Source organism: Flavisolibacter ginsenosidimutans (genome assembly GCF_007970805.1).
Lineage (GTDB): Bacteria > Bacteroidota > Bacteroidia > Chitinophagales > Chitinophagaceae > Flavisolibacter > Flavisolibacter ginsenosidimutans.
In genome coordinates, this window is the sequence record NZ_CP042433.1 from 4,775,691 (window position 1) to 4,795,831 (window position 20,141).

The 20,141-nt window shown below is 46.3% G+C and carries 19 protein-coding genes; 5 read left to right on the forward strand and 14 right to left on the reverse strand.

Translation table 11 applies throughout. From position 1 onward, the window contains the following. Positions 1-7: 7 nt before the first annotated feature. Positions 8-1,459, reverse strand: coding sequence for a right-handed parallel beta-helix repeat-containing protein (locus tag FSB75_RS20295; RefSeq protein WP_146791200.1), 1,452 nt, complete (start codon positions 1,457-1,459; stop codon positions 8-10). 171 nt (positions 1,460-1,630) lie between these two features. Between FSB75_RS20295 and FSB75_RS20300 the strand changes: the two genes are divergently transcribed. After that, positions 1,631-2,668 (forward strand): MBL fold metallo-hydrolase, encoded by a 1,038-nt coding sequence (locus FSB75_RS20300; protein WP_146791202.1) that lies wholly within the window; start codon positions 1,631-1,633, stop codon positions 2,666-2,668. A 104-nt stretch (positions 2,669-2,772) separates the two neighbouring features. Here FSB75_RS20300 and FSB75_RS20305 read toward each other — a convergent pair whose 3' ends face one another. After that, on the reverse strand, positions 2,773-3,234 hold the full coding sequence (locus FSB75_RS20305; RefSeq protein WP_146791204.1) for a DUF4268 domain-containing protein: 462 nt from the start codon (positions 3,232-3,234) through the stop codon (positions 2,773-2,775). 179 nt (positions 3,235-3,413) lie between these two features. Between FSB75_RS20305 and FSB75_RS21910 the strand changes: the two genes are divergently transcribed. From FSB75_RS21910 to FSB75_RS20315, 3 genes are all read left to right on the forward strand, one after another. After that, positions 3,414-3,554, forward strand: coding sequence for a hypothetical protein (locus tag FSB75_RS21910; RefSeq protein WP_172623242.1), 141 nt, complete (start codon positions 3,414-3,416; stop codon positions 3,552-3,554). A gap of 416 nt (positions 3,555-3,970) precedes the next feature. Next, entirely contained in the window at positions 3,971-4,672 is a 702-nt protein-coding gene (locus FSB75_RS20310) for a hypothetical protein (protein ID WP_146791206.1), read from the forward strand. A gap of 125 nt (positions 4,673-4,797) precedes the next feature. Next, the gene (locus tag FSB75_RS20315) at positions 4,798-5,520 is read left to right on the forward strand and encodes a pyridoxine 5'-phosphate synthase (protein WP_146791208.1); all 723 of its coding nucleotides are present in this window, start codon (positions 4,798-4,800) and stop codon (positions 5,518-5,520) included. 110 nt (positions 5,521-5,630) lie between these two features. On the opposite strand, the gene FSB75_RS20320 is transcribed toward FSB75_RS20315, so the two are convergent. Beyond that, a complete protein-coding gene (locus tag FSB75_RS20320) occupies positions 5,631-7,466 on the reverse strand; it encodes a CocE/NonD family hydrolase (RefSeq protein WP_146791210.1) in 1,836 nt (611 codons plus the stop codon). Between the two features lie 49 nt (positions 7,467-7,515). Between FSB75_RS20320 and FSB75_RS20325 the strand changes: the two genes are divergently transcribed. Continuing rightward, complete coding sequence (locus FSB75_RS20325; RefSeq protein WP_146791212.1) at positions 7,516-8,079, forward strand: hypothetical protein; 564 nt, start codon at positions 7,516-7,518, stop codon at positions 8,077-8,079. Between the two features lie 105 nt (positions 8,080-8,184). Here FSB75_RS20325 and FSB75_RS20330 read toward each other — a convergent pair whose 3' ends face one another. The 11 genes from FSB75_RS20330 to FSB75_RS20380 form a co-directional block, all read right to left on the reverse strand. Then, the gene (locus tag FSB75_RS20330) at positions 8,185-9,603 is read right to left on the reverse strand and encodes a T9SS type A sorting domain-containing protein (protein WP_146791214.1); all 1,419 of its coding nucleotides are present in this window, start codon (positions 9,601-9,603) and stop codon (positions 8,185-8,187) included. 27 nt (positions 9,604-9,630) lie between these two features. Then, complete coding sequence (locus FSB75_RS20335; RefSeq protein WP_146791216.1) at positions 9,631-11,046, reverse strand: hypothetical protein; 1,416 nt, start codon at positions 11,044-11,046, stop codon at positions 9,631-9,633. Between the two features lie 268 nt (positions 11,047-11,314). Beyond that, positions 11,315-12,094 (reverse strand): hypothetical protein, encoded by a 780-nt coding sequence (locus tag FSB75_RS20340; RefSeq protein ID WP_146791218.1) that lies wholly within the window; start codon positions 12,092-12,094, stop codon positions 11,315-11,317. Between the two features lie 182 nt (positions 12,095-12,276). Next, entirely contained in the window at positions 12,277-12,591 is a 315-nt protein-coding gene (locus FSB75_RS20345) for a rhodanese-like domain-containing protein (RefSeq protein ID WP_146791220.1), read from the reverse strand. 30 nt (positions 12,592-12,621) lie between these two features. Further along, positions 12,622-13,083 (reverse strand): OsmC family protein, encoded by a 462-nt coding sequence (locus FSB75_RS20350; RefSeq protein ID WP_146791223.1) that lies wholly within the window; start codon positions 13,081-13,083, stop codon positions 12,622-12,624. 102 nt (positions 13,084-13,185) lie between these two features. Further along, on the reverse strand, positions 13,186-13,815 hold the full coding sequence (locus tag FSB75_RS20355) for a Crp/Fnr family transcriptional regulator (protein WP_146791225.1): 630 nt from the start codon (positions 13,813-13,815) through the stop codon (positions 13,186-13,188). Between the two features lie 412 nt (positions 13,816-14,227). Then, a complete protein-coding gene (locus tag FSB75_RS20360; RefSeq protein WP_146791227.1) occupies positions 14,228-15,079 on the reverse strand; it encodes a NotI family restriction endonuclease in 852 nt (283 codons plus the stop codon). Then, entirely contained in the window at positions 15,057-16,121 is a 1,065-nt protein-coding gene (locus tag FSB75_RS20365) for a DNA-methyltransferase (RefSeq protein WP_146791229.1), read from the reverse strand. The genes FSB75_RS20360 and FSB75_RS20365 overlap by 23 nt, the downstream gene beginning before the upstream one ends. 260 nt (positions 16,122-16,381) lie before the next feature. Next, positions 16,382-16,888, reverse strand: coding sequence for a hypothetical protein (locus tag FSB75_RS20370; RefSeq protein ID WP_146791231.1), 507 nt, complete (start codon positions 16,886-16,888; stop codon positions 16,382-16,384). 182 nt (positions 16,889-17,070) lie between these two features. Continuing rightward, a complete protein-coding gene (locus tag FSB75_RS20375; RefSeq protein ID WP_146791233.1) occupies positions 17,071-17,745 on the reverse strand; it encodes a hypothetical protein in 675 nt (224 codons plus the stop codon). Between the two features lie 183 nt (positions 17,746-17,928). Then, complete coding sequence (locus FSB75_RS20380) at positions 17,929-20,082, reverse strand: S9 family peptidase (protein WP_146791235.1); 2,154 nt, start codon at positions 20,080-20,082, stop codon at positions 17,929-17,931. Between the last annotated feature and the right edge of the window lie 59 nt (positions 20,083-20,141).

Sequence of the window (20,141 nt, forward strand, 5' to 3'; positions counted from 1 at the left end):
TGCACAATTACCAGTTGATTAGCTTTTTGCCAATGCTGATGACGTTCTTATCACCTTCAAGTGTGACCTTGGTCCCTGCCCACCAATATTTTTTTTTCTCAGCAAGCGGATGGGTGGCAGATATAGTTGTATTTATCAGGCGAACGTTTCGAAAAAGTCCTATCCAATCATTTTCATCAAGGTTATCACCTAAGTATTCCATCTTGCAATTAATAAGCTGGTATTTTTCTTCGGGTTTCCAATTGGCGCTCTGATCAAACCAGACCAGCTTTTTCTTGTGTGATCGCATAAGGCAGTTTTCAAAGAGCAGGTAGCGGGCATTGTTTTCTTCAATCAGAAAGTTGCCGCTCGGCTCTTGTCCTTTGTAAGGCTTGTCTTCAAAAACACAATTAATAAATTTTGTTGCATCTTTCTCGTTGTCGGCTGTGTAAGCATGAGCCGTAGAGCCGTAAATTCTTGAATTGAGTATAGTGAACCGTGGTTTGGTTATCCATATCGACCAGTTGGTGACACCCCAAACGGTGCAATCATTCAACGTGCAATCGCTGCTTGGGCCAGAGTCAGCAACGAAGGCGCACCCCGTATTGTTGACAAATTCGCAGCGGTTAAACTGACCGTTGGAAATTGGACCGACTTCGGCTTCCACATCTACGCCGGCTCCTGGCATCGAAGCGTGTTTACTTTTACCGGAATGATTGAAATGACAGTTAGTGGCCACCAAATCGTTGCCTCCAATCCAAGAAAGACCCTGCCGACAGTTGTATTCGAACCAACTGTCTTCCAGAACAATTTCGTCAGGTAAGTTCGGGCTCTTCTTTTCATTGCCAATCATGATGCCGTCCTGTCCAAAGTAGCTTGATGTGACTTTTTTGATGCGGACTTTTCGGGAATTGGTGATGTAAATACCGGAAAATGGAATCTGAATGCCGGTATCGCCGTAAACACCGCCGAGAACTATGGCTGGATTGTTGCCATTCAGGCGAAGATTAAGAATTTGAACGTTCGTACAGTCTTCCAGCCAAATGCCCATGCCTACGCTGGCCATGTAAGTTATGTTGACAAAATAGTTTTTACCGTGATCAAAAGCCGCGCCGCTTGCAGGATCAAAAGCGCCAAATTTCAAACCGTCGCTGAATTTGATTTCTGTTTTTTCGCTTCCTTCAACAGTGAGGTTTGCAACGTTTTTGAAATGCAAAAGATCCACACCTTCATACACAGGCTTATCCTTTGTATTTTGATGAAACAATTGTTTGCCTACTTTGTAAAGGCCTTTTGAAATGATGAGTTTCCCGTTGCCTCCCCTTTTATTGAAAAAATCAGCCGCCTTAATAAAAGCGTCATGGTCGTTGGTTCTGCCATCGCCCTTTGCGCCAAATGATTTAATATCTCTTACTGCGTAGGATTGAGAAAAGACAGGCAGTGTGGAAAGAAAAAAGAAAACTAAATGGATGGCTTTCATAGTATAGTTCTATTAGATTGTTTGCAAGTAACGGTTAAAAAGCAAGAATTCGTCACAGGCCGGGCGATTTAAAGATTTATTTGAAAAGCGCTGTGCAGACTTTTGGAGGCAGTTTCTGCAGGCGGTCACGTGGTATGTTATTTGTGCCCATCCTTTACTCAAAGGCACAATATGGATAAAAAAATAGTTGATAGAAGAGAGGTTTCCGCAACGGAAGAGCGCTGTATCGTGAATAACATTTATGCCGTTGCGCCGGGTGTATGGCGCATGAAAGATGTGTTTGTGAATGTATTTATCATTGAGAGCCAGGCCCAGCCGGGCTGGGTGCTGGTGGATACAGGGTTAAAGTCATCTGTTGCCAAAATAAAAAACATGATTGCTGAAGTAATGGAGCCCGGTGCCAAGCCTCAGGCAATTATTCTTACACACGGCCATTTTGATCACCGGGGTGCGCTGCAACAATTGGCCGATGAATGGCGTGTACCGGTTTATTGTCATCACATGGAAATGCCATATCTCACTGGCAAAGCGTCTTACCCGCCACCCGACCCAACTGTTGGTGGTGGCGTTATGGCTTCGATGGCCTTTGTTTACCCCAGCGGTCCCATTGACATCCAGGAACACCTGAGGGAATTGCCTGAAGACGGCTCGGTGCCTTCGCTTCCCGATTGGCACTGGCTTCATACGCCTGGGCATACCCCGGGACACATCAGTTTGTTCCGCGAAAGCGATGGTGTATTGGTAGCCGGCGATGCTGTGGTAACAACCAAGCAGGAGTCTATCTTTTCGGTAATGACGCAGAAAAAAGTGGTGAGCGGACCGCCTAAATATTTTACACCCGACTGGGGTGCAGCGGCGCGTTCGGTAAAAGAATTGGCAGCTTTGGAGCCAAACGTTATTGTCAGCGGTCATGGACATGCCATGTACGGACAAGACGCGAGACAAGCCCTGCACAAACTGGCCCGCCGCTTCTGGCAACTGGGCATGCCCGACCACGGAAGGTACGTGAGCGAACCGGCTTTGTTTAATGACGAAGGCCCAACCTATGTTCCGCCCAAATCGCCCAGCTACACGTTGGTGAAGATTGTAGCCGCAACTGCTTTGGTCGTGATCGGCTATTCGCTTTACAGGAAAAAACAAAAAACATTGGGCAAGGCCTTGATGGCAAGTTCGGTGGGTTTGTTGGGCTTGAAACTGCCGACGCTGTGAAAAGTGGTAATGGGTAATGCAAGAAAAAAACACAGCCTATCGTTTGATAGGCTGTGTTTTTTAAAACCGTTTTATTGCCGATTCTCGATTGCCGGTTGCTGTCATCATCTCATGGCTTCAAAAGCATACTTCACGTTGCTCCAGAATTCATCCAGCGCAACAATGCGCGGCTTAAAAAATGAAATCAATTTTGGCCAGTCTTCTCTTGTAAAAATGGAAACACTTTGCAATTCGGTATAAATGCGGGAAATGGTTTTGCCGCAATCATCCATGGTGTGCAATTGCCAAATCCATTCTTCACCTACGGCATCTTCCAAAAGTTTTTTTAGCTGCAGAAACTGTTCAAAATAAAGTTGCTGAATACCGGCGCCGTTGTGCGTTAGCTCAATGGCGATGACAGCTTTTTTATTGTCGGCGTGAAGCCGGAAGAAAATATTTTTTTCACCGGTTTTATAATTCACCCACGAAAGTCTCTCGCCTTCGGCGGAGAGCACCGGCGTCATGTACTGCCCAAAGATTGTCCAGAATTCTTTTTTCAGTTGCGCGGCTTCTTGTTTTGAATACACAGCGCAAAACTAAGGCGCAAAACGGCCCACGAACAGTTGTGGTTTCATCCTTCCACACTCTTTTGTTGCTGTGCTTCCACAACCGGAACGTTTTAAACCGCAGCCCCTGTAAATTTCGTTCAGAAATAAAAGCTGGCACACTATTCACATTCATTAACGCGGAACCAAAAGATAAATTTATGAAACAAGTGTTGCAGCGATTGTTGAAAGCAGAAGACCGGACGGAAGCGTTTCATACCTTTTCAACCGTCTTTATGATTTTACTGTTTCTCACGTTTTGGGGCGTAAGCTTCTACGTGCTGGTAAACAGCTTTGCATAAATTAAAAACACATTGTTGTAGCCTGTGAGGTGAGGTTTGAAGATGGGGCGCTACAACGCATTAAAAGCTTCCGTACGGAAGCTTTTTTCTTTTATGAACCAAGCTACATTACTACTGTTTAGCATCGTTGCGTCGCACTCTTGTACGCTTTGTTTGCTATTCGGCAAATTGAAACAACGGAAATCCAAAAAGCGAAGTTGTACGGAGAATCTTTTGTGTACTTAGTTTCTTTCTGGTTCAAGAAAAGACAAACAATGTTCTGAACCCACAAGTATGCGATCCTTCGACACGTTCAGGATAAACACCACCGGCGATACCATGAAAAACAAAGCCCGTCATACAAAATTCTTTTTGCAGTTTGGTTACATTTTGAGGCTTTGCAAACACCTATTTGCAAACACAAAATTTTACAACTTATGAAAAGCAAGCACCTCCTGACCGCCCTTCTTTTCTCACCGGTTTTCTTTAGCTGCAAAAAAGAAAACACTTCTGAAAATACGGCTGCAACTTCTTTCGCTTATCAACTTAAAACCGTTAATCCTTCGTCGCCTCTTGCAGGTATAATTCTGTTAGCCGGTGGCCGTACGGACGCCAACGCTTCAATACAATGGACGTCGGGCACGGCATCGGCTAACCTGCTAAAGTTTGAAGCCGAAGGCAGCGGCGGCGAAGTGGAGTTCAAACAAAATGTGCAACAGCGAATTGATTTGTTTGCAGCCGCATCGGTTTTGGGCAACATCAGCGTTCCGGCGGGTACGTATAAAGAAGTAGAGTTTAAAGCCTTGCTGGCCCCGAACGGCAATGCAAAAGCCTTGCAGCTAAACGGAATGTTTACCAGCGGCGCAACCAGCATTCCTGTTTCTTTCCAAATAGACAAACCGGTTGAGTTAAAAGCAGAGAAAGACAATGTAATCGTTGCAGCGGGCAGCACGTACTCGGCTCTTAATTCTATTGATCTTTCCTTGCTTACCAACGGCGTTAGCGAAACAGACTTGCTGAACGCAAGCCGCACAAACGGCACCATCATTCTTTCATCAAATGCAAACAGCAATATTTACAACACCGTATTGGCTAACCTTACCAGCCACCGGCACGAGGCTGAAGTAAACCACCATTAAGCTTGCCGCTTAAAATCCGCATCCTCTTTTGTCTTTTTGCAAAAGAAAACCAAAGCAATTCGCAGCCCGGCGAGTTGCTTTTTTGTTGCCGCCAAAAGTTTGACGCCAACGCATAACTTTGATTCATGCCTACAAAACTTTCTGTCAACATCAACAAGTTTGCAACACTCCGCAACAGCCGTGGCGGCAACAATCCCGATGTGGTTAAGGCGGCTATTGATGCCCAACGCTTCGGTGCCGACGGTGTGACGGTTCATCCACGTCCCGACGAACGGCACATCCGCTACGACGACGTGCGGGCCATTAAGCGCATCATCGAAACGGAGTTTAATATCGAAGGCAATCCGCGGGAGCAAAAGTTTGTTGACCTTGTTCTGGAAACCAAGCCGCACCAGGTAACGTTGGTTCCCGACGAGTTGGGACAGATTACTTCTGATCACGGTTGGGATACCGTCAAACACAAACAATATTTACGTGAGATTATTGGTGTGTTCAAGGGCGCCGGCATCCGCGTTTCTATTTTTGTTGATCCCGATACGGCGATGGTAGAAGGCGCGGCGTTAACCGGTACGGACCGCATTGAATTGTACACCGAATCTTACGCAAAACAATACGCATTGGGCAACCGTGGAAAAATAATTGTAGGTTATGTAGAGGCCGCGAAGAAAGCAAGAGAAGCCGGGTTGGGTTTAAACGCCGGTCATGATCTTGACCTGCACAACCTGAAATATTTTAAGCAAAACATCCCCTGGCTTGATGAAGTCAGCATTGGCCATGCACTCATTTGTGATGCCATCTATCTTGGCTACGAAAACGCCATACAACTTTACAAGCGGCAGTTGGTGTGAGAAGAGCAATAAGCAATTGGCAATTTGCAACAGGAAGAAACAAAACAATACGGCCTATCGAACGATGGGCCGTATTGTTTTAAGCTGCTTTAATGCCAATTGTCAATTGCCTATTGCTTAACTACCGGCAACTCAACATACGTTCCGTACGTTGGCCCGTAATAAATCTTGTGCTCGGCTTTGATGAAGTCACTGTCCTTTGCTTCAAAAATATTGGTCACGTATTTCTGCGGGTTACGGTCAATAATGGGGAACCAGGTGCTTTGCACTTGTATCATCAGCTTGTGTCCTTTTTTAAATACGTGGTTGATGTCGTGCAAATCAAGCCTAAATTCTTCTGCCTTGTTTGGAACAAGAGGCGATGGGTTTGAAAAACTTTTGCGAAAGCGTCCGCGAAAAACTTCCATCGCCACGGGCAATTGATACTGGCTCATGGTTAGATTGCCTTTATCAAACGCCGGGTAAACGTCAATCAACTTAACAATCCAATCTGCGTCGGTGCCGGAAGTGCTGGCAAAAAGATGCGCAACAATATTGCCCGTAACGGTTAAGTCTTCGGTTAAGCTGTCCGTCGTAAAATGCACAACGTCGGGACGGGTGTAAACAAAGCGCTGGTCTTCTACTTGCCAGGGACGCCAGCGGCTGCCGGGGCCGTACGTGGCTTCAATGGGAAGTTGGCGGTAAGGTACCGGGTGCGCAGGATCGCTGATGTAAGAAACAGCGCCGTTTGATGCGGAAGGAGAGAAGGACGCTTTGTTATTTGCGGCTGCGTAAAGCTTTTGCACCGTTGCGCCTTTCACCGGCCAGCTATCGTATGTTTTCCAAACGTTGCTGCCGGTTTGAAACAGCGTGGCTTCGTCAAACTTGCCGTTGCCGATGCCTTTGAGCCAGTAATCGAACCAGCGCTTTTGCAAGGCCTGGAAGTATTGCGATGTGGCACTGCCGAACGAAATCTTCCCGAGGCTGTCGCCTCTGCCCCTGGACCAGCCGCCGTGATTCCACGGACCCAGCACGAGATAATTGCGGTGAAAGCTGTCTTTCGCTTCCATGTGTTTGTACATCAGTTGCGGGCCTTGCAAGTCTTCCTGGTCGTAATAGCCGCCCACGTGCAGTTGCGGAATTTCCGGCCAACGCACATAGTTCAGCGGCGAGTTTTTCTGCCAGTAATCATCGTAGCTTGGATGTTGCACAAACGTGTTCCAGGTAGGAATGCTGCCGTGAAAATATTTGTCGTTCACATTCTTTAACGAACCCAGTTTCAGATACCAGTCGTATAAATCAAATTGCGGGAAAGGAAAATCAGAATCGGTCGTCAGGTCATGTTCAATTTGGTAAGAATATTCCATTCCATAGCTTAACCGAAAAGCGCCGTTGTGGTGAAAATCATCACCCAAAAAAAGGTCGCTCATGCAGGCTTGTTCTGATGATGCTTTCAACGCGGGATGCGGATCAATCGCACCCACAAGCGCCAACCAGCCCGGATAAGAAATGCCGAAAATGCCGGCCTTGCCGTTGTTGTCTTTTATGTTTTTTATCAACCAGTCAATCGTGTCCCAGGTATCGGTGCTTTCGTCAACGGTGCCGGGTTGTTTGAGGTGTATAATGGGCGTATGAATTTGCATCTTGCCCTCGCTTTTGTACTTGCCGCGGATGTCCTGGTAAACAAAGATGTATCCTTCGCGGGCCATGCTGCCGATGTTGTTCCGGTAAGACAGGTTTACCGAGTCGCCGTCTTTTACATCGTTCATGCCCGCGCCGTAGGGCGTACGTGTAAGCAAAAACGGAAAGGCCTGCGTGCTGTGCATCGGCGTCAGAATAACGGTGTTGAGTTTAACGCCGTCGCGCATGGGAATCATCACGGAAATTTTTTTGTAGGCCGTGATGTTTTGAGCGAAGAGAAAAAGAGTAAGAAGAAGATTCAGGCCAAGAAAAAGAAAGCGTTTCATATTTGATGGGTTGAAAGCTTTTAAAGGTAAAGAAGAAATTAACAAAGGAATGAACGCAAGAAAAGACCGCGTGACTATTTTTAAACCTCAATACTTGTTTATGAAAAACGCTTTGTGCCTTCTTTTCTTTCTGCCGCTTTTTTCGCTGGCCCAACAAGACACTTGTGGTTTAAAAAAATCGAAAGATCCGTTTACCAACGAGGTAAAACTTTCCACGGGGTTTAAGTCTTTTGGCAGCGGCGCCGTTCCGGTTTCCATTTCAGTGGATGCGACGCCAACCGACATTGATTTTTTTATTTGGGTAAAAAAAGAAGGTACTTGCTTTGACCTGGAATCCGAAGCCTTTATGGTTTGGGAAGGAGAACGGAGCAAAGCCACGTTCCGCCAGTCGGGTTCTATCAATTGCGAAGGCGCCTTCCACTTCACGTTTAAGAACACGCCAACGCCCAACTCCTGGCTGCGCAAAATGATGGCGAAGAAAATTGCCACCATTAAACTGACCGGCAACGGCGGAAAGGAAACATTGGTTACCCTGACCGAAGAACAAAAAGTATTGTTTCAACGCATGGCTACCTGCATCGCCAACGAAGGCGTGACGTTGTTGAAAAAATAAACGTCCGCTTACCAGGTGCATTCGTCTCCGAAAAGAGAAACCCTTTTGTTGAACCGTCTCGAAGGACTTTCAACAAAAGGGTTTGTTTATTTGAAGCCGCTTTGGTTAGCGGACAACAAACTTTAGTGTAAAGCTTTGCGAAGCATCGCTTATGTTTATCGTGTAATTGCCGGGAGGCATTGTACCCGTAAGCGGGAGTTCGTATCTGCCGCCACCTTCGATCGTTACGCGGCCTGTTTGCACCAGTTGCGCAGTTGCCGAAAAGATGCGGAACTGGAACAATCCTTTCAACTGTGGCGAAGCCAAAAGAACAAGCCTGTCTTTAACAGGATTGAACTGCAAGGCCAGGGCGTTGTTTTCGATTGCCCCATCAACTTTTACCACGGAAGAATAAGCTGCCGTGCCGTTTGTGTTTGTCCATTTCAGCCGGTAATAGGCTGCCGTCGTTATGGCTGCGTAGTCGGTGCAAGTATATCCTTCAACATTGCCTGAGTTGTGTGCAAACAATTGCGTGAGCGGATAAAAATTAAAGCCGTTGTCGCTGCGTTCAACCGCGTAATACGCAACGTCTTTTTCATCTGCTACTTTCCACGAAATTCCTACATCGTTCTGACCGCGTTTTGCGGTAAAACTTAACAGCCGCAGTGGCAATACATAAGAGGTAGCGCCAAACGTAAAAAGGTTGAACGATGACAACTGACTTGATGAAATGGTGCCGGTTGTTGCGGTATTGCCGGTTGCGGTTCCACCTTGCGGTATCCAGTTTGCGCCGTTGTAGCCGGCTACCCTTATGTCCGCCAGGCTCCAGTTAAAAAAAGGTACTTTGTTGTTGTTCCAGTTTAAGGTTACGGTTGCCGTTCCGCCGGAAATTTCGTTCACCTGCCAGTATTCGCTTGAATCAACTTGAACGAAACCGGATGCCAATTGAAAACGATTGGGCGTTGTTCGGAAATAGTTTACGGCAAAGGAACTAGCGGCCGACAGACTTGAAAGTTGAATCGTTCTTTCCACTGTCGTGTTTCCAACAGGAAAAGCAAAACTCGAACTGCCGTTTTTCTTTACCCAGCCAACTACGTGTGCCGCATCGTTATCGCCACTGTACGAGGAGCCGCTTTCATAAATTAAATAGGTAGGCGCCGCAGCCGTAAAAATTTGTCCGCTGCTAAACGTATGCATGCCGCTTACACTCAGGTCTGTGTTCAACAAAACACCGGCGGCGTTTGCGGTGGTTAAATTGGCCGTTTTAAAAGCGGCTGTGCCGCCAACAGTCTGTTGGGTTGTTCCGTTTAAGTACAGCGTGCCCGTGCCCGCAGTCATTGACGCCTGGCTGTTGTTCACATTGGCTTTTGCATAAAGCGTTCCGTTGTTAATAAAATTGCCGGTTGAGGTGATGGAAAAATCACCCACCGCAGTTACCGACGCACCTGGATAAATCTGTACGTTGCCAAAAACGGTTGCCGCTTTTTGTGCTGCCCCGTGAAGACTGGCCATGATAAGAACGGCCTGTAGAAATTTTGTTTTCATCGCTTGTTGATTTGAAAGTGATGAAAATTATTTCACGGTCATGGTCATGTTCAGAATCGAAACGTCAACAGCAGACTCGTTGTCTTCCGCCCACAGTTCAACATAGTCGCCCGGAGCCAGCGTAACGGTGCAAACAATAGGCACGGCTTGCACGTCGCCGGAAGACGAATACACTTTTGTTTTCTGTCTTGATGCCGCAACCTGCGTTCCGTTCTTGTAGATATAAAAAGAGTAGAGATAAGTGCCGCTTGTGCCGGTGGCCGAAAGCGCAGCCGTAATCAGAAAGGTTCTTGTTTTTGTACCGTTGTACACAAGGCGGTTGCTTACCGGTGAGGTAAAGCGAACAAGTTCCGCGGCGGTGGTTGTACCCGCCATCTTTACCGGGGTGTTCATGGTTAGAATATTGGTCGTAGCGGACGCAGAAAGATAAAGGCTTCCCGTGGCCGTCGCATCTTTTTCCGTATTGATGCCAGCGCCTTCTACTTCCCATTGGTTTGAAAACGTTCCCACTACCCGCGTGCCCGTACCAACGAAAGCCGTGTTCTTTAAATTGCCAGCCTGGGTAATGCTGGTAATGCCCGAAACATCCAGCGCTGCTGCGCTCCCCATTGACTGGCTGAAGCCACCAAGTTTTTCAATCAGCGAAAAGGTGCCAACCAATTTTTCAAACGTGCCGTTGTTGGTCGAAAACCAGGCGGTGTTGTCGAGCAACAAGGTTGTGTTATCCTGAAAGGTAATGCCCGTTGTGTTGCTTGCATAATCCACCACGCTAAAGAAAACAATATTGCCTCCTTTAACCAAGCCAACTTCGGCGCAATTGGCAACAATCGCATCCCGCAGCAAAAGATTTTCTGTAGAAGCCAGGTTCAGGTTAAACAGCTTCGATCCGGCGGTGCTTGCAACCAGCGTGAGAGTTTTCACGGTGCCGCCTTTTGTACCGGTAAACAATTCGCCGCTGCCCGTATAAACAAGTTTGTCGTTGTTGGCATCCATGCCCACCAGATAACAGCCGTTTAAATTTATTTTATTGCTTAAAACAATGGTCCCGTTTACTTCGTAAGTCGTGCCGGGGGCCAGTGTAATAACGCCGCCAACTGCTGCCGGAAGATCGGCTGCGGACTTTACCAACACGTAGCTCGAACGTGCGTTGGCAGAAGATTGAACGGCCAGCCATTTTGCACCGCTCCAAAAATAAAATCCGTCGGCAATAGTGCCGCCGCTGCTATACACGAGCATGCCAGCAGGCACAGGCGCTGTAAGTGGCGAGGCGGAATTTACATCGCTCAGCGCTACTCTTGGCGCCAGCAAGCCCTTGTTGGTGCTTTCGAGTTCCAGGAGTGAATTGGTGTTGATGGTGCCTGGATTGTCGCCCACTTTTACCTGGGCAAAAGCGAAAGAGGCAAGCATAAGAAAGGAGGCACAAAAAAGAATTTTGTTTTTCATAGGTAATGTTTAAAAATGCTGGATTTAAAGACTTTTGGAAACCTGGGAAAGGGGAGGAATAATTTACCCGAAGGGAATTACCGCCGCCAAAGTATACGTCCGCTTGCTCCCTTGCAATAGAAGGAGAATGAATTTGTCTTAGATAGGTGTTTTATTTGGTTGATAAAGACAAACTGCTTAGAAAGAAATAAGTAAAAACCATGGTGATGTTGCGTAGTCAGGCAGATGAGTTTATTCGTCAAACACGTTGCCTGTTCTTTCTGCTGCTTTAGTTCTTCTGGCGATGCTTCCAAAAAATTCGCCGGCCCACCAGTACTTTAAAAATAAAACCGTCGGTTGCGGGTGTAAGGCCAAAGCCTGCGCCGGCATTGAGTTCCCATGCGGGATTGTTCAGCATGTCGGCGGCAAGAAACACGGCATGGTTTTGTGCGGCCAGCGTTTCAAAGGCATTGACGGCGCCCATCTCACCGTAGTATTCCACGCCCAAGCTAAAGTTGCGAAAGAGGTTGTAAGCGGCTTTCACGTTGGGTTCAAAAACAGGAACGTGATTGTTGTCGGCACTGGCAATGGCAAGGCCGAACGTAGGATTAAACGACAAGTAGAAATTGTTCCATTGCTTGTCAACGATGGGACGCAGTTCGAGACTCCAGGTTTCGCCGGCGTATTGCGGACGTTGATAGCCAACTTCTGCCGAAAGGCTCACGCCAACGGGCCACCGCCAGCTTGCCGGCGCCGTTACACGCGGACGAATGTGCGTACCCACAACGCTGTAACCGTATTTGGCCGTGTAATTGGTAAAAAGATAAAAGCCCAATTCAAAGTTTTGCGAAATGCCGTGGGTGATTTCAACCGTTTCGTGCAGCGCATGATGCGAGGGCCGCACGCCTTTGATGATTTCTCTTTCGCCGTTGAAGGTGAAGTTTGAATGCAGCTCAAAGATGGTGCTGCCCGGCTGCTGCGTTTGCGAACCGTAAACCTGTATCTCGTAATTCTCCTGTGCCGCAGCAAAGAATGGGAGGATAAAAAGCAGTCCGAAATTTTTTTTCATGAGCAATTATGAACAAAGAAAAAGAAGGACTGCAAACGGAGAAAATTTTTATTAGAGAACCGGGCAGATAAAAATAAATTGAAGAAACGGATTTGATTTTGAGGGCCTGCGCAGCAAACGCAGGCCCGTGGATTTATGTTTGAATCCTGCTACGGATTGAAGGCTTGTACAATCGCTTCTTTTCAGGAAAGTTTATGTTGCAAACCACTCCATCCGCCGCCGTTGTGAACGTTCGTGAAGCCCTTCGACTTTAACATGCTTTTTGCCGTGGCGCTGCGCATGCCCGATGCACAGCAAGTGATCACAGGCTTCGATTTGTCAAGGCTGGAAAGCTTTGACGAAAGTTCGTCCAGCGGTATGTTGACCGCACCTTGGAGATGCCCGCCCCGGAACTCTTCCCTCGTTCGCACGTCAACAATTTGAGCGCCTTGTTGCGCCAGTTCTTTCAAACTCACCTGCGGTTCTTTCTGAAATAAATTTTTGAATAACTGTATCATGACGTAAATTTTTTTTTGTTGAAAACAGAATTAGTTTAACGAAGCCGTTAGCTGCGGTTGGTTGTTAAACACTTCAATGCCGTTGTAAACAATTTGCCAGGTAACGGGGATGATTTTTTTGAGCATGTGACTGACGCCGCAAATTTTTTCCTGCGAGGTCATCACGGCTTCCACAGCCGCCTGCTGATCTTCGGGAGCGCCTTTCATTTCGTAAACAATGTTGGCCGACGTGTACTCGATCGGTGGTTGCTTGCTGATCTCACCCGAAACTTTCAGGTTGAAGTCCTGCAAGGCTTTTCCCTCTTTGCGCAGCAAGGCAATAACGTCCATGCCGGTGCAGCCCGAGAGAGCCGTTAGAACAAAAGGTTTCGGAATCGGGCCCTGGTCTTCGCCGCCAACCCGTTCGGGTGCGTCCATGATGATGGTGTGGCCGTTTACAAGGGCGTTAAACTGCATCTTGCCCATCCATTGTGTTTCTATTTCGTGCTTCATTTGACAACTGTTTTGTGTGATTGTTTGAGAACACAAAGCTCAGAAATCAACACGACGCCGTCGGTGACTTTGGTCACAAATGAACGGGAAGATTAAGCGGCCTTAAAAATCTTTCAACAGCTTTATCTGGTTGCGGTAAAGAAGGAGTTTTTTGTCGTTCTCCAATTTTTTAAGAAGTCGGGAGATCACTTCCCGTGAAGAGGCCATTTCGGCGGCAATCTCTTCGTGCGAAAGATTGATGAGGGTTGAACCCGTGGCTTTTGATTTTTCCTTGAGGTAATTCACAAGCCTTTCGTCCAGCTTTTGAAAGGCCAGTTGGTCCACGGCGTTCAGCAATTCGGTAAAGCGGTTGCGCACGGTGCGCAGCACAAAACTTTTCCACGAGGGGTATTTTACCAGCCAGGCGTCCATCACCGAAACGGGAACCGCCAGCAGTTCAACGTCCGTTTCGGCCGTTGCTTTTATTTCGCTCGGAAGCGGCTCCATGCAGCAGGTAAAGGTCATGGCGCAGCCTTCGTTTGCGTGCACGTAATAAAGCAGCAACTCTTTGCCGCCGTCATCGAGCCGCGATATTTTAAGCGTGCCTTTTGCCAGCAACGGAATGGTTCTTACGGTTTGCCCTATGTCGAGAATGACCGTGCCTTCTTTTACCGATACGGGCTTTGCTTTTGCTTCAATTTCCTGAAGCAGTCCGGGCTCGAAAATTTGTTTGAAGGTTTCGGGTAAGTTCATAAACGTTGACAAAGATGGCAACCGTTATTGGTTTAATTTTTTGATAGTTTGAATTGAAGTTTTCAAGGAATATTTTCCGGGCCTGAGTCACAGACTCAGGCCAGCATCTTTAGATTGGAAGAAGACTACAGATAGCCAAGGCCAAAGTAATTTTATATATCTGACTTGCGACAATGCTTTTTTAGGAAAATTCTTGCGCCTAACGTTGGACGGCTTTCTGCTGTGCCGGGATTTTACATTCGTCTGGCCGGAACTGCTGCTGATTAGTGTTGCTGATATTGAAGATAAAAACTAAAGTTGATTGTTGGATATCGAGCCGGAACAGTTACCGAATAATGTACAATTGCTGATGCTACGTGGTGTCAGCCGGCATAGCAGAAAACTGCTGTTGTGTGCCGTTTTGGTCGACGTGCTAGATTGATAAAAGTGTCCTGTCGCTAATTTTTGCTTGTATTGCCTTGACAATAATTTCCATTTCAATTTTCGCTTCTGCCTGTAGTCCAATGCAAGTTGCTATTCCTGCGCTGTCGGTGCTCAAACGCTCCGCAAGCTTCAGTTGGTATTGCCGTTCAGAATGTTCCAATAAGTAGGAATGAAAGTGCATAGGGTCACCAAGTCTCGCCGTCTTTGAAATATGGTCAAACGCAAAAGCACTTTGCATGTATGTAAGCAGATGGTTCTGGACAACGAGAACAAGATGCTTATTTAAATGTTCAAATGTTTTGATTTTGTGGTGAAGCTGGACAAGTATAGTCTTAGCTGTCATTTTCCAGTTCATTCCAAACGTTTTTGTTGATGCAGTATCTTTTGGGTTCACCTTCACCCCGTGTGCTTGCAAAAATCTTTGGCGTTCTGGCCATACAGTACCAGTGGTATCCAAAGTTTGCAGTTCAATGCCAACAAAGTCAATTACAATACCATTTCTGACTGACGCTAAGAAGTAATCAATCGTGCCCCCTGGAATTGATAATTCTGGCACCACATGCAAATCATTTCCGGGTTCATGTAATGTCAAAAGGTGAATGCAATCCAGAAAAATCTTTCGCCTCTCAACCAAACGGTATGGGCAAATTATTACATCGCCTTGCTCACGTCCATACTTTACGGTGCATGTACCAATAGAAATTTCCGGTTCACTTTTCCGAACCTTCAAGCATTTTCTTCCCAAGAAAGAACAGTGCTGTTTGGCAACAATTGCTTTCCAGTTTTGCGCTTCGGCGTCTGTAGGAACGGTAAATAATTCAGAAAGCAAAGTTGTAGCCATTAATGCCAATTCTTTTATGTGCTAAATCGATATACTCTTGTGAAATGTCTACCCCTATGGACTTTCGCTCATAGCTTAGTGCTACTTTGTTAGCCGTTCCGGTTCCACAAAACGGGTCTAAAACAATTCCATCAGTAGGGCAAGTTGCTAAAATCGGAATTCTGCAAAGGTCTTCAGGAAAAGGCGCAAAGTGCTTTTCTCGTTTCTGTGTGTCCTCTGGAAGAATATCCCAAACATCGCTGGGTAAAGTGCCGTCGGGATGATAAACAAGGAAGTAAAAACCTTTGTCCCGCAATTCCTTCGCCCTACCTGAAACAGTAGCAGCGTCAGAATGGGTAGTACGTTGCTGGTTACGAATAATCATCCTGAAATCAGAAACTTCGCCTTTGTTTACCTTAGAAAGAACATTATTAAGTTCTGTAAAAGCGGATTGCTTTTCTTCTTCGGATAGTGAGGTTGAAAGCTCTATTTGCCTCTTATAACGAACACCGCTTACTCCCGTTGCAGATACAACAGCGCCATTTTTTACAATTGCTTCTCTCGGTTTTGTTCTAATGGCAGCTGCGTCATAGTAATAGCCTTTTGCATTTTTGACGAAATGAAAAACATTTTCATGAACATTGCGGAGCCTGTCGTTGCTACTGTTCAACCCTCCCTTGTGTTTATTCCAAATCACACTATTACGTAACGTCCAGTTTTGCTTGTCTGTCATTGCAATGGCAACCCGCCAGGGAATGCCCTGCAAGCACTTGTTGTCGTAAGTATCACCTAGATTGAGCCAAAATGAGCCGGTCGGCTTTAGTATGCGCCTTAACTCTTTTGTAAGTTGGAGCATGTTCTCAATAAAAAGGCTTGGCTTATCCTCCAAACCAATGCCGCCGTTAGCGTAGTCCCGCTGCCCCCAATAGGGGGGACTTGTAATTATGCAATCAATCGTATTGTCTGGTAGCTGGCTTAAAACTTCTAAATTGTCGCCAGTTACAAATAGGGGAAGGCGAGTTGGCGAAGTCAAATATTCATTAAGTTCGGAAGTCCTGTCCATAGGTCACAAATCTACGTTTTTCAAGCCTAAAACGGCGGTTGTTAAATGGCGCATAACGATAAAGGCTTTATGCAGGTGGGTAATTTATAGCTATTCTGCCTGGCTTCAAGTGCCGATTAATAATGTTAGCGTCAAAATTATGTAGACTGCTGATGCGAAACCTGTCATCTCGGACAGATGCCGAGGAATGGTATGGCTGCTGAAAGACATGTTCCGTCCGGCCCACTTGCATAAAACCATTTGTTGTGCGTCCGGAACTGTCAGGTTGTATATGGTGTTTGGCTAAAGCTAATACCATTTCTCTCATCTAGTGTCAAAATTTGGTTAGATGTAAAAATTGGTTTCTGTCTTACGAATTGTTCAAATCCTGATGATTTAAAATTTATAAAGCCTTCTTGTAAATCGATATTCCATTCGAAAATTAATTTGTTTAATTCTTGCTCTGTCCTGTCAACAAGGAAAAGGTCAGCAATTTGAAGTAAATCTGTCAGGCCTCCTCTTTGGTCAATATTAAGAGTCAAGGCAAACGTCTCTTTAAATATCAAAGTACATGGTGAAACCCAAAATGCAAATGGTTGGTCGGGTTTTAATGGGTCAACCCATTTGAATATATAGTCAATGTCAAAAACTAAATGAGTTGTTCCAAGTTCCTTTTGAGGTAAAAAAGTTAATCCATAAATCCTACAGCCATGCCAACCCATTAGTTCATAATCGGCATGTGTCCAAATCAATTTGTCAAGATTAAACTTGTCTTTTTCAGTAGTCAAAGTCTAAGAAAGTTTTTTAAAATGTTTGATGCTTGCAATGACGCACAACGTCTACCGGCTTGCCGCCAGTGCGGGGTTCCGAAATACGTCAGTTTAAATTTATTACTAAAGTTCAATAGAATTACTATTGCTCAATTCTTGTTCCAAAGCCCGCATTGCGGCAAACCGATGTTGTAGGCAGTTCAGTTATGATAGCCGCTTATGTCATTGTCCAGCCGAAGAACGATTGCTGAAGGTATTGTGTCGCCTCTATGGTCAAGTTGAAAAAGATATGTCTCCGGTAAAGTGTCTGGTCTGGATGGACCAAACAGTAAGGTCAAAAGATTACTTTTTTTCACTTTCACATTTTTAGGAATTGTCTTCATTAGCAACTTATCGGTTTTCACTAGGTCATAAAAATTTGATTTGTCAAGGTAGATGATGTTGTCTTTGATTAAGTAACGTCCACGGGTAAAGTATCTGTCACCCATAAAAATGCTTTCTTCACATTTATAGGTTCCGTTCTCCCGAAAGTCAATTGATATGCTATTAAGCCATTCGTAAGATTTGTAAGCATAGAAAACAGTCGGGGTCTTGTCTTGTTGTTTTAGATGGTGGTTTGTTACAATTAAGGCAGCGATGCCAAGCAGCGATATTGTAGTGGGAGCGAAGGAAACCGGCTTCTTGTCTGTCTTGTAACGAACATAGTCAACAAGAAACGAGAGAAAGGAAATAATACTTGCTAACAGCACAAGCGCTGGAAAGGCAATATCAAAGAAGTGGCTATGATTAAAGTCAAGATAAAGTTGGCGAATACAAGGGAACCAAGCCGCAACAATAAGAATTGTCCTGAGAAATGGATTGATTGCAAACTTCATCTTGAGGATGTTTGTCGAATTGCCTACAACACGCTAATATACGCTACTCCTCCTACAACTTTCCGCTGATTATCAAGCCAAATTTGTATCCGCTTCTTTTGCTGCATAGCGAGCAAAACGCACAAGAGTGCGACGCAACAGACGTCCAATGGTAGCACTACAGCTTAGTCCATAAAAATCATTTCAATGTATCCACCGCTCAAAGAATTCATACGTCCGCAGCATTTGGTCCATGCGCTGGCGGTTGTCGCCGCTGCGGGTGAGTTCGTGCGTGGCGCCGGGATGGCGCACGTATTCAACGGGGCGGTTCAACACCTTTAAGCTGCGGTACATCATTTCGCCTTGTACAAAGCCCGTGCGGCGGTCGTTGTCGCCGTGAAAGATGATGTAAGGCGTGCTTATGTTTTGCACGTAATTAATGGGCGATTCGTGTTGCAGCAACTCCTTCACTTTCGGTTCCCAGGGATAGCCGCCAAAATAACTCGGCACCAACCGCCAGGCATTGCCTTCGCCAAAGAACGTGGCGAGATCGTAAACGCCGCGCTGCGAGCAGGCGGCCTTAAAGCGATGGTCGTGCGAAATGATCCAGGCAACGAGGTAGCCCGCATACGAACCACCCGTGACCAATAGCTTCGACGTATCGGCCCAGCCTTCCGCAACCGTTTTATCAAGTGCCGTTAATACATCCGATGTTGGCCCTGCGCCCCAATCGGCGGTGTTGGCTTTTAAGAAGGCATCACCATAACCGCCGGAGCCACGCGGGTTGCTGTACACCACGCCGTAGCCTTTGCCGCAGAAGTATTGAAACTCGTGCCACATGCTGGCTTCGCCCGGTCCCCACATGGCCGTTGGCCCGCCGTGAATTTCTAACAGCAAGGGATATTTTTTACCGGCTTCGTAGGCCGCTGGTTTCATCACCCAGTATTCAACCGTGAGGCCTTTGTTGTCAACGAAGGTGTGCTTCTCGGGCAATGAAAGTTTTTTTGTTTTCACCCAATCGTTGAAAGAAGAAAGTTTGGTCACGTTCGCCATGCTTAAATCAGCGCTATACAAACCGGAGGGGTCAATCAGTTCTGTTTTTGAAAAGACGATTTTGTTTTTTCCTAAAGCAAAGGAATTCACACCGGAATTAAAATCAGAAAGCGGTTCAATCTTTTTCGTGGCAAGCTTTAAACGATACAGCGGTACGCCGCCGTCGCTTTGCGCGGTGAAGTAGAGAAACGTTTCGTCCTTGCTCCAGGTGAGCGATGATTTGCTTCTGTCAAACGGAATCGTGATTGCATCTTTCTCCGAACCGTTCAACGGCATGACGGCAAGTGCTGCAACGTCGTTAATTGCGGGACTGCCGTATGTGTACGCCAACCATTTCCCCGACGGCGAAACTTTGGCGTTGCCGTAAACAACTCCTTTTTTGCTCAATAACAGGCGAAGATTGCCGCCATCTGCATCCGCCAAATAGATTTCGCTTTCTAGGGAACGGTCGGGAGATTCAAGCGAATCAACATCAGCGGTAATCAACAACTTTTTTCCATCGGGTGTAGGCTCAACGCTGCCCCAACGGTAAAAGCCGTGTGTAATAAGCTTTGGTGTTGACGTGCCATTTGCATCCACAACAAAAAACTGGTTGAACGAAACATTGCTGGAAACGTTCATCTCGTCCTGGAAATTCAGCTTCGTTAAAACCGTTGCTTTGCCGTCGGCTTCGTTGTTCAGAAGATAGCTTCTTATTTCTGCGATGCTTCCATCGGGATTGCCTTTACCTTTCGGTATGCTGTAAATTTCTTTCGTGGTTAAGCCGGGTTTTTCGAATGGCCACGAAACGAGTGAACGGCCTGGATTGAGTACCGAATCTTTGCTATAATCTTTCAAGCCAATGCCCGATGCAAAGAAGATTTGCTTTCCATCAGGCGACCATTTTGGCGACGAAGCGCCGTAAGAGAATTTAGTAAGCTGGTAGGCTTCGCCGCCGCTCATGGGCAATAAAAAAATCTGTGGCTTGCCGTCAACGGCTCTTGTAAACGCAAGCGTTTTTCCATCAGGACTCCAAGCTGGGCCTGATGAACTTTCTTTTGCAAACGTGAGTTGAACGGGAGCGGCGTTTGATGTTAAATCAACTTTATAAAGCTGCGTGACGTATTTGTAGTCGCCTTCTTTCTTTTCATCAGGTTCAATGCTGGTGACTGTAAAAGCGGCCATCGTGCCTTCGTTGTTGGCAACGATGTTCCCGACCGTTTTTATCTTGAGCATGTCGGTGAGCTTTACCGGTTCGGTACCGTTTTGTGCAAAGAGAAAACAGAAGGAGAGAAGGAATGAACAGAGAAGCGTGATTCGTTTCATGGCAGTAAATGATGATTGGTTTAAAGATAAAGGAATGACGGTGTGTAAAAGAAAAGCCT

Coding starts and splice junctions, on each gene's coding strand:
- FSB75_RS20350 (WP_146791223.1), bottom strand. CDS start 13,083: ATGAAGCACGAAATAGAAACACAATGGATGGGCAAGATGCAGTTTAAC.
- FSB75_RS20315 (WP_146791208.1), top strand. CDS start 4,798: ATGCCTACAAAACTTTCTGTCAACATCAACAAGTTTGCAACACTCCGC.
- FSB75_RS20360 (WP_146791227.1), bottom strand. CDS start 15,079: ATGGCTACAACTTTGCTTTCTGAATTATTTACCGTTCCTACAGACGCC.
- FSB75_RS20335 (WP_146791216.1), bottom strand. CDS start 11,046: ATGAAAAACAAAATTCTTTTTTGTGCCTCCTTTCTTATGCTTGCCTCT.
- FSB75_RS20330 (WP_146791214.1), bottom strand. CDS start 9,603: ATGAAAACAAAATTTCTACAGGCCGTTCTTATCATGGCCAGTCTTCAC.
- FSB75_RS20345 (WP_146791220.1), bottom strand. CDS start 12,591: ATGATACAGTTATTCAAAAATTTATTTCAGAAAGAACCGCAGGTGAGT.
- FSB75_RS20365 (WP_146791229.1), bottom strand. CDS start 16,121: ATGGACAGGACTTCCGAACTTAATGAATATTTGACTTCGCCAACTCGC.
- FSB75_RS20300 (WP_146791202.1), top strand. CDS start 1,631: ATGGATAAAAAAATAGTTGATAGAAGAGAGGTTTCCGCAACGGAAGAG.
- FSB75_RS20355 (WP_146791225.1), bottom strand. CDS start 13,815: ATGAACTTACCCGAAACCTTCAAACAAATTTTCGAGCCCGGACTGCTT.
- FSB75_RS20380 (WP_146791235.1), bottom strand. CDS start 20,082: ATGAAACGAATCACGCTTCTCTGTTCATTCCTTCTCTCCTTCTGTTTT.
- FSB75_RS20320 (WP_146791210.1), bottom strand. CDS start 7,466: ATGAAACGCTTTCTTTTTCTTGGCCTGAATCTTCTTCTTACTCTTTTT.
- FSB75_RS20375 (WP_146791233.1), bottom strand. CDS start 17,745: ATGAAGTTTGCAATCAATCCATTTCTCAGGACAATTCTTATTGTTGCG.
- FSB75_RS20310 (WP_146791206.1), top strand. CDS start 3,971: ATGAAAAGCAAGCACCTCCTGACCGCCCTTCTTTTCTCACCGGTTTTC.
- FSB75_RS21910 (WP_172623242.1), top strand. CDS start 3,414: ATGAAACAAGTGTTGCAGCGATTGTTGAAAGCAGAAGACCGGACGGAA.
- FSB75_RS20340 (WP_146791218.1), bottom strand. CDS start 12,094: ATGAAAAAAAATTTCGGACTGCTTTTTATCCTCCCATTCTTTGCTGCG.
- FSB75_RS20325 (WP_146791212.1), top strand. CDS start 7,516: ATGAACGCAAGAAAAGACCGCGTGACTATTTTTAAACCTCAATACTTG.
- FSB75_RS20295 (WP_146791200.1), bottom strand. CDS start 1,459: ATGAAAGCCATCCATTTAGTTTTCTTTTTTCTTTCCACACTGCCTGTC.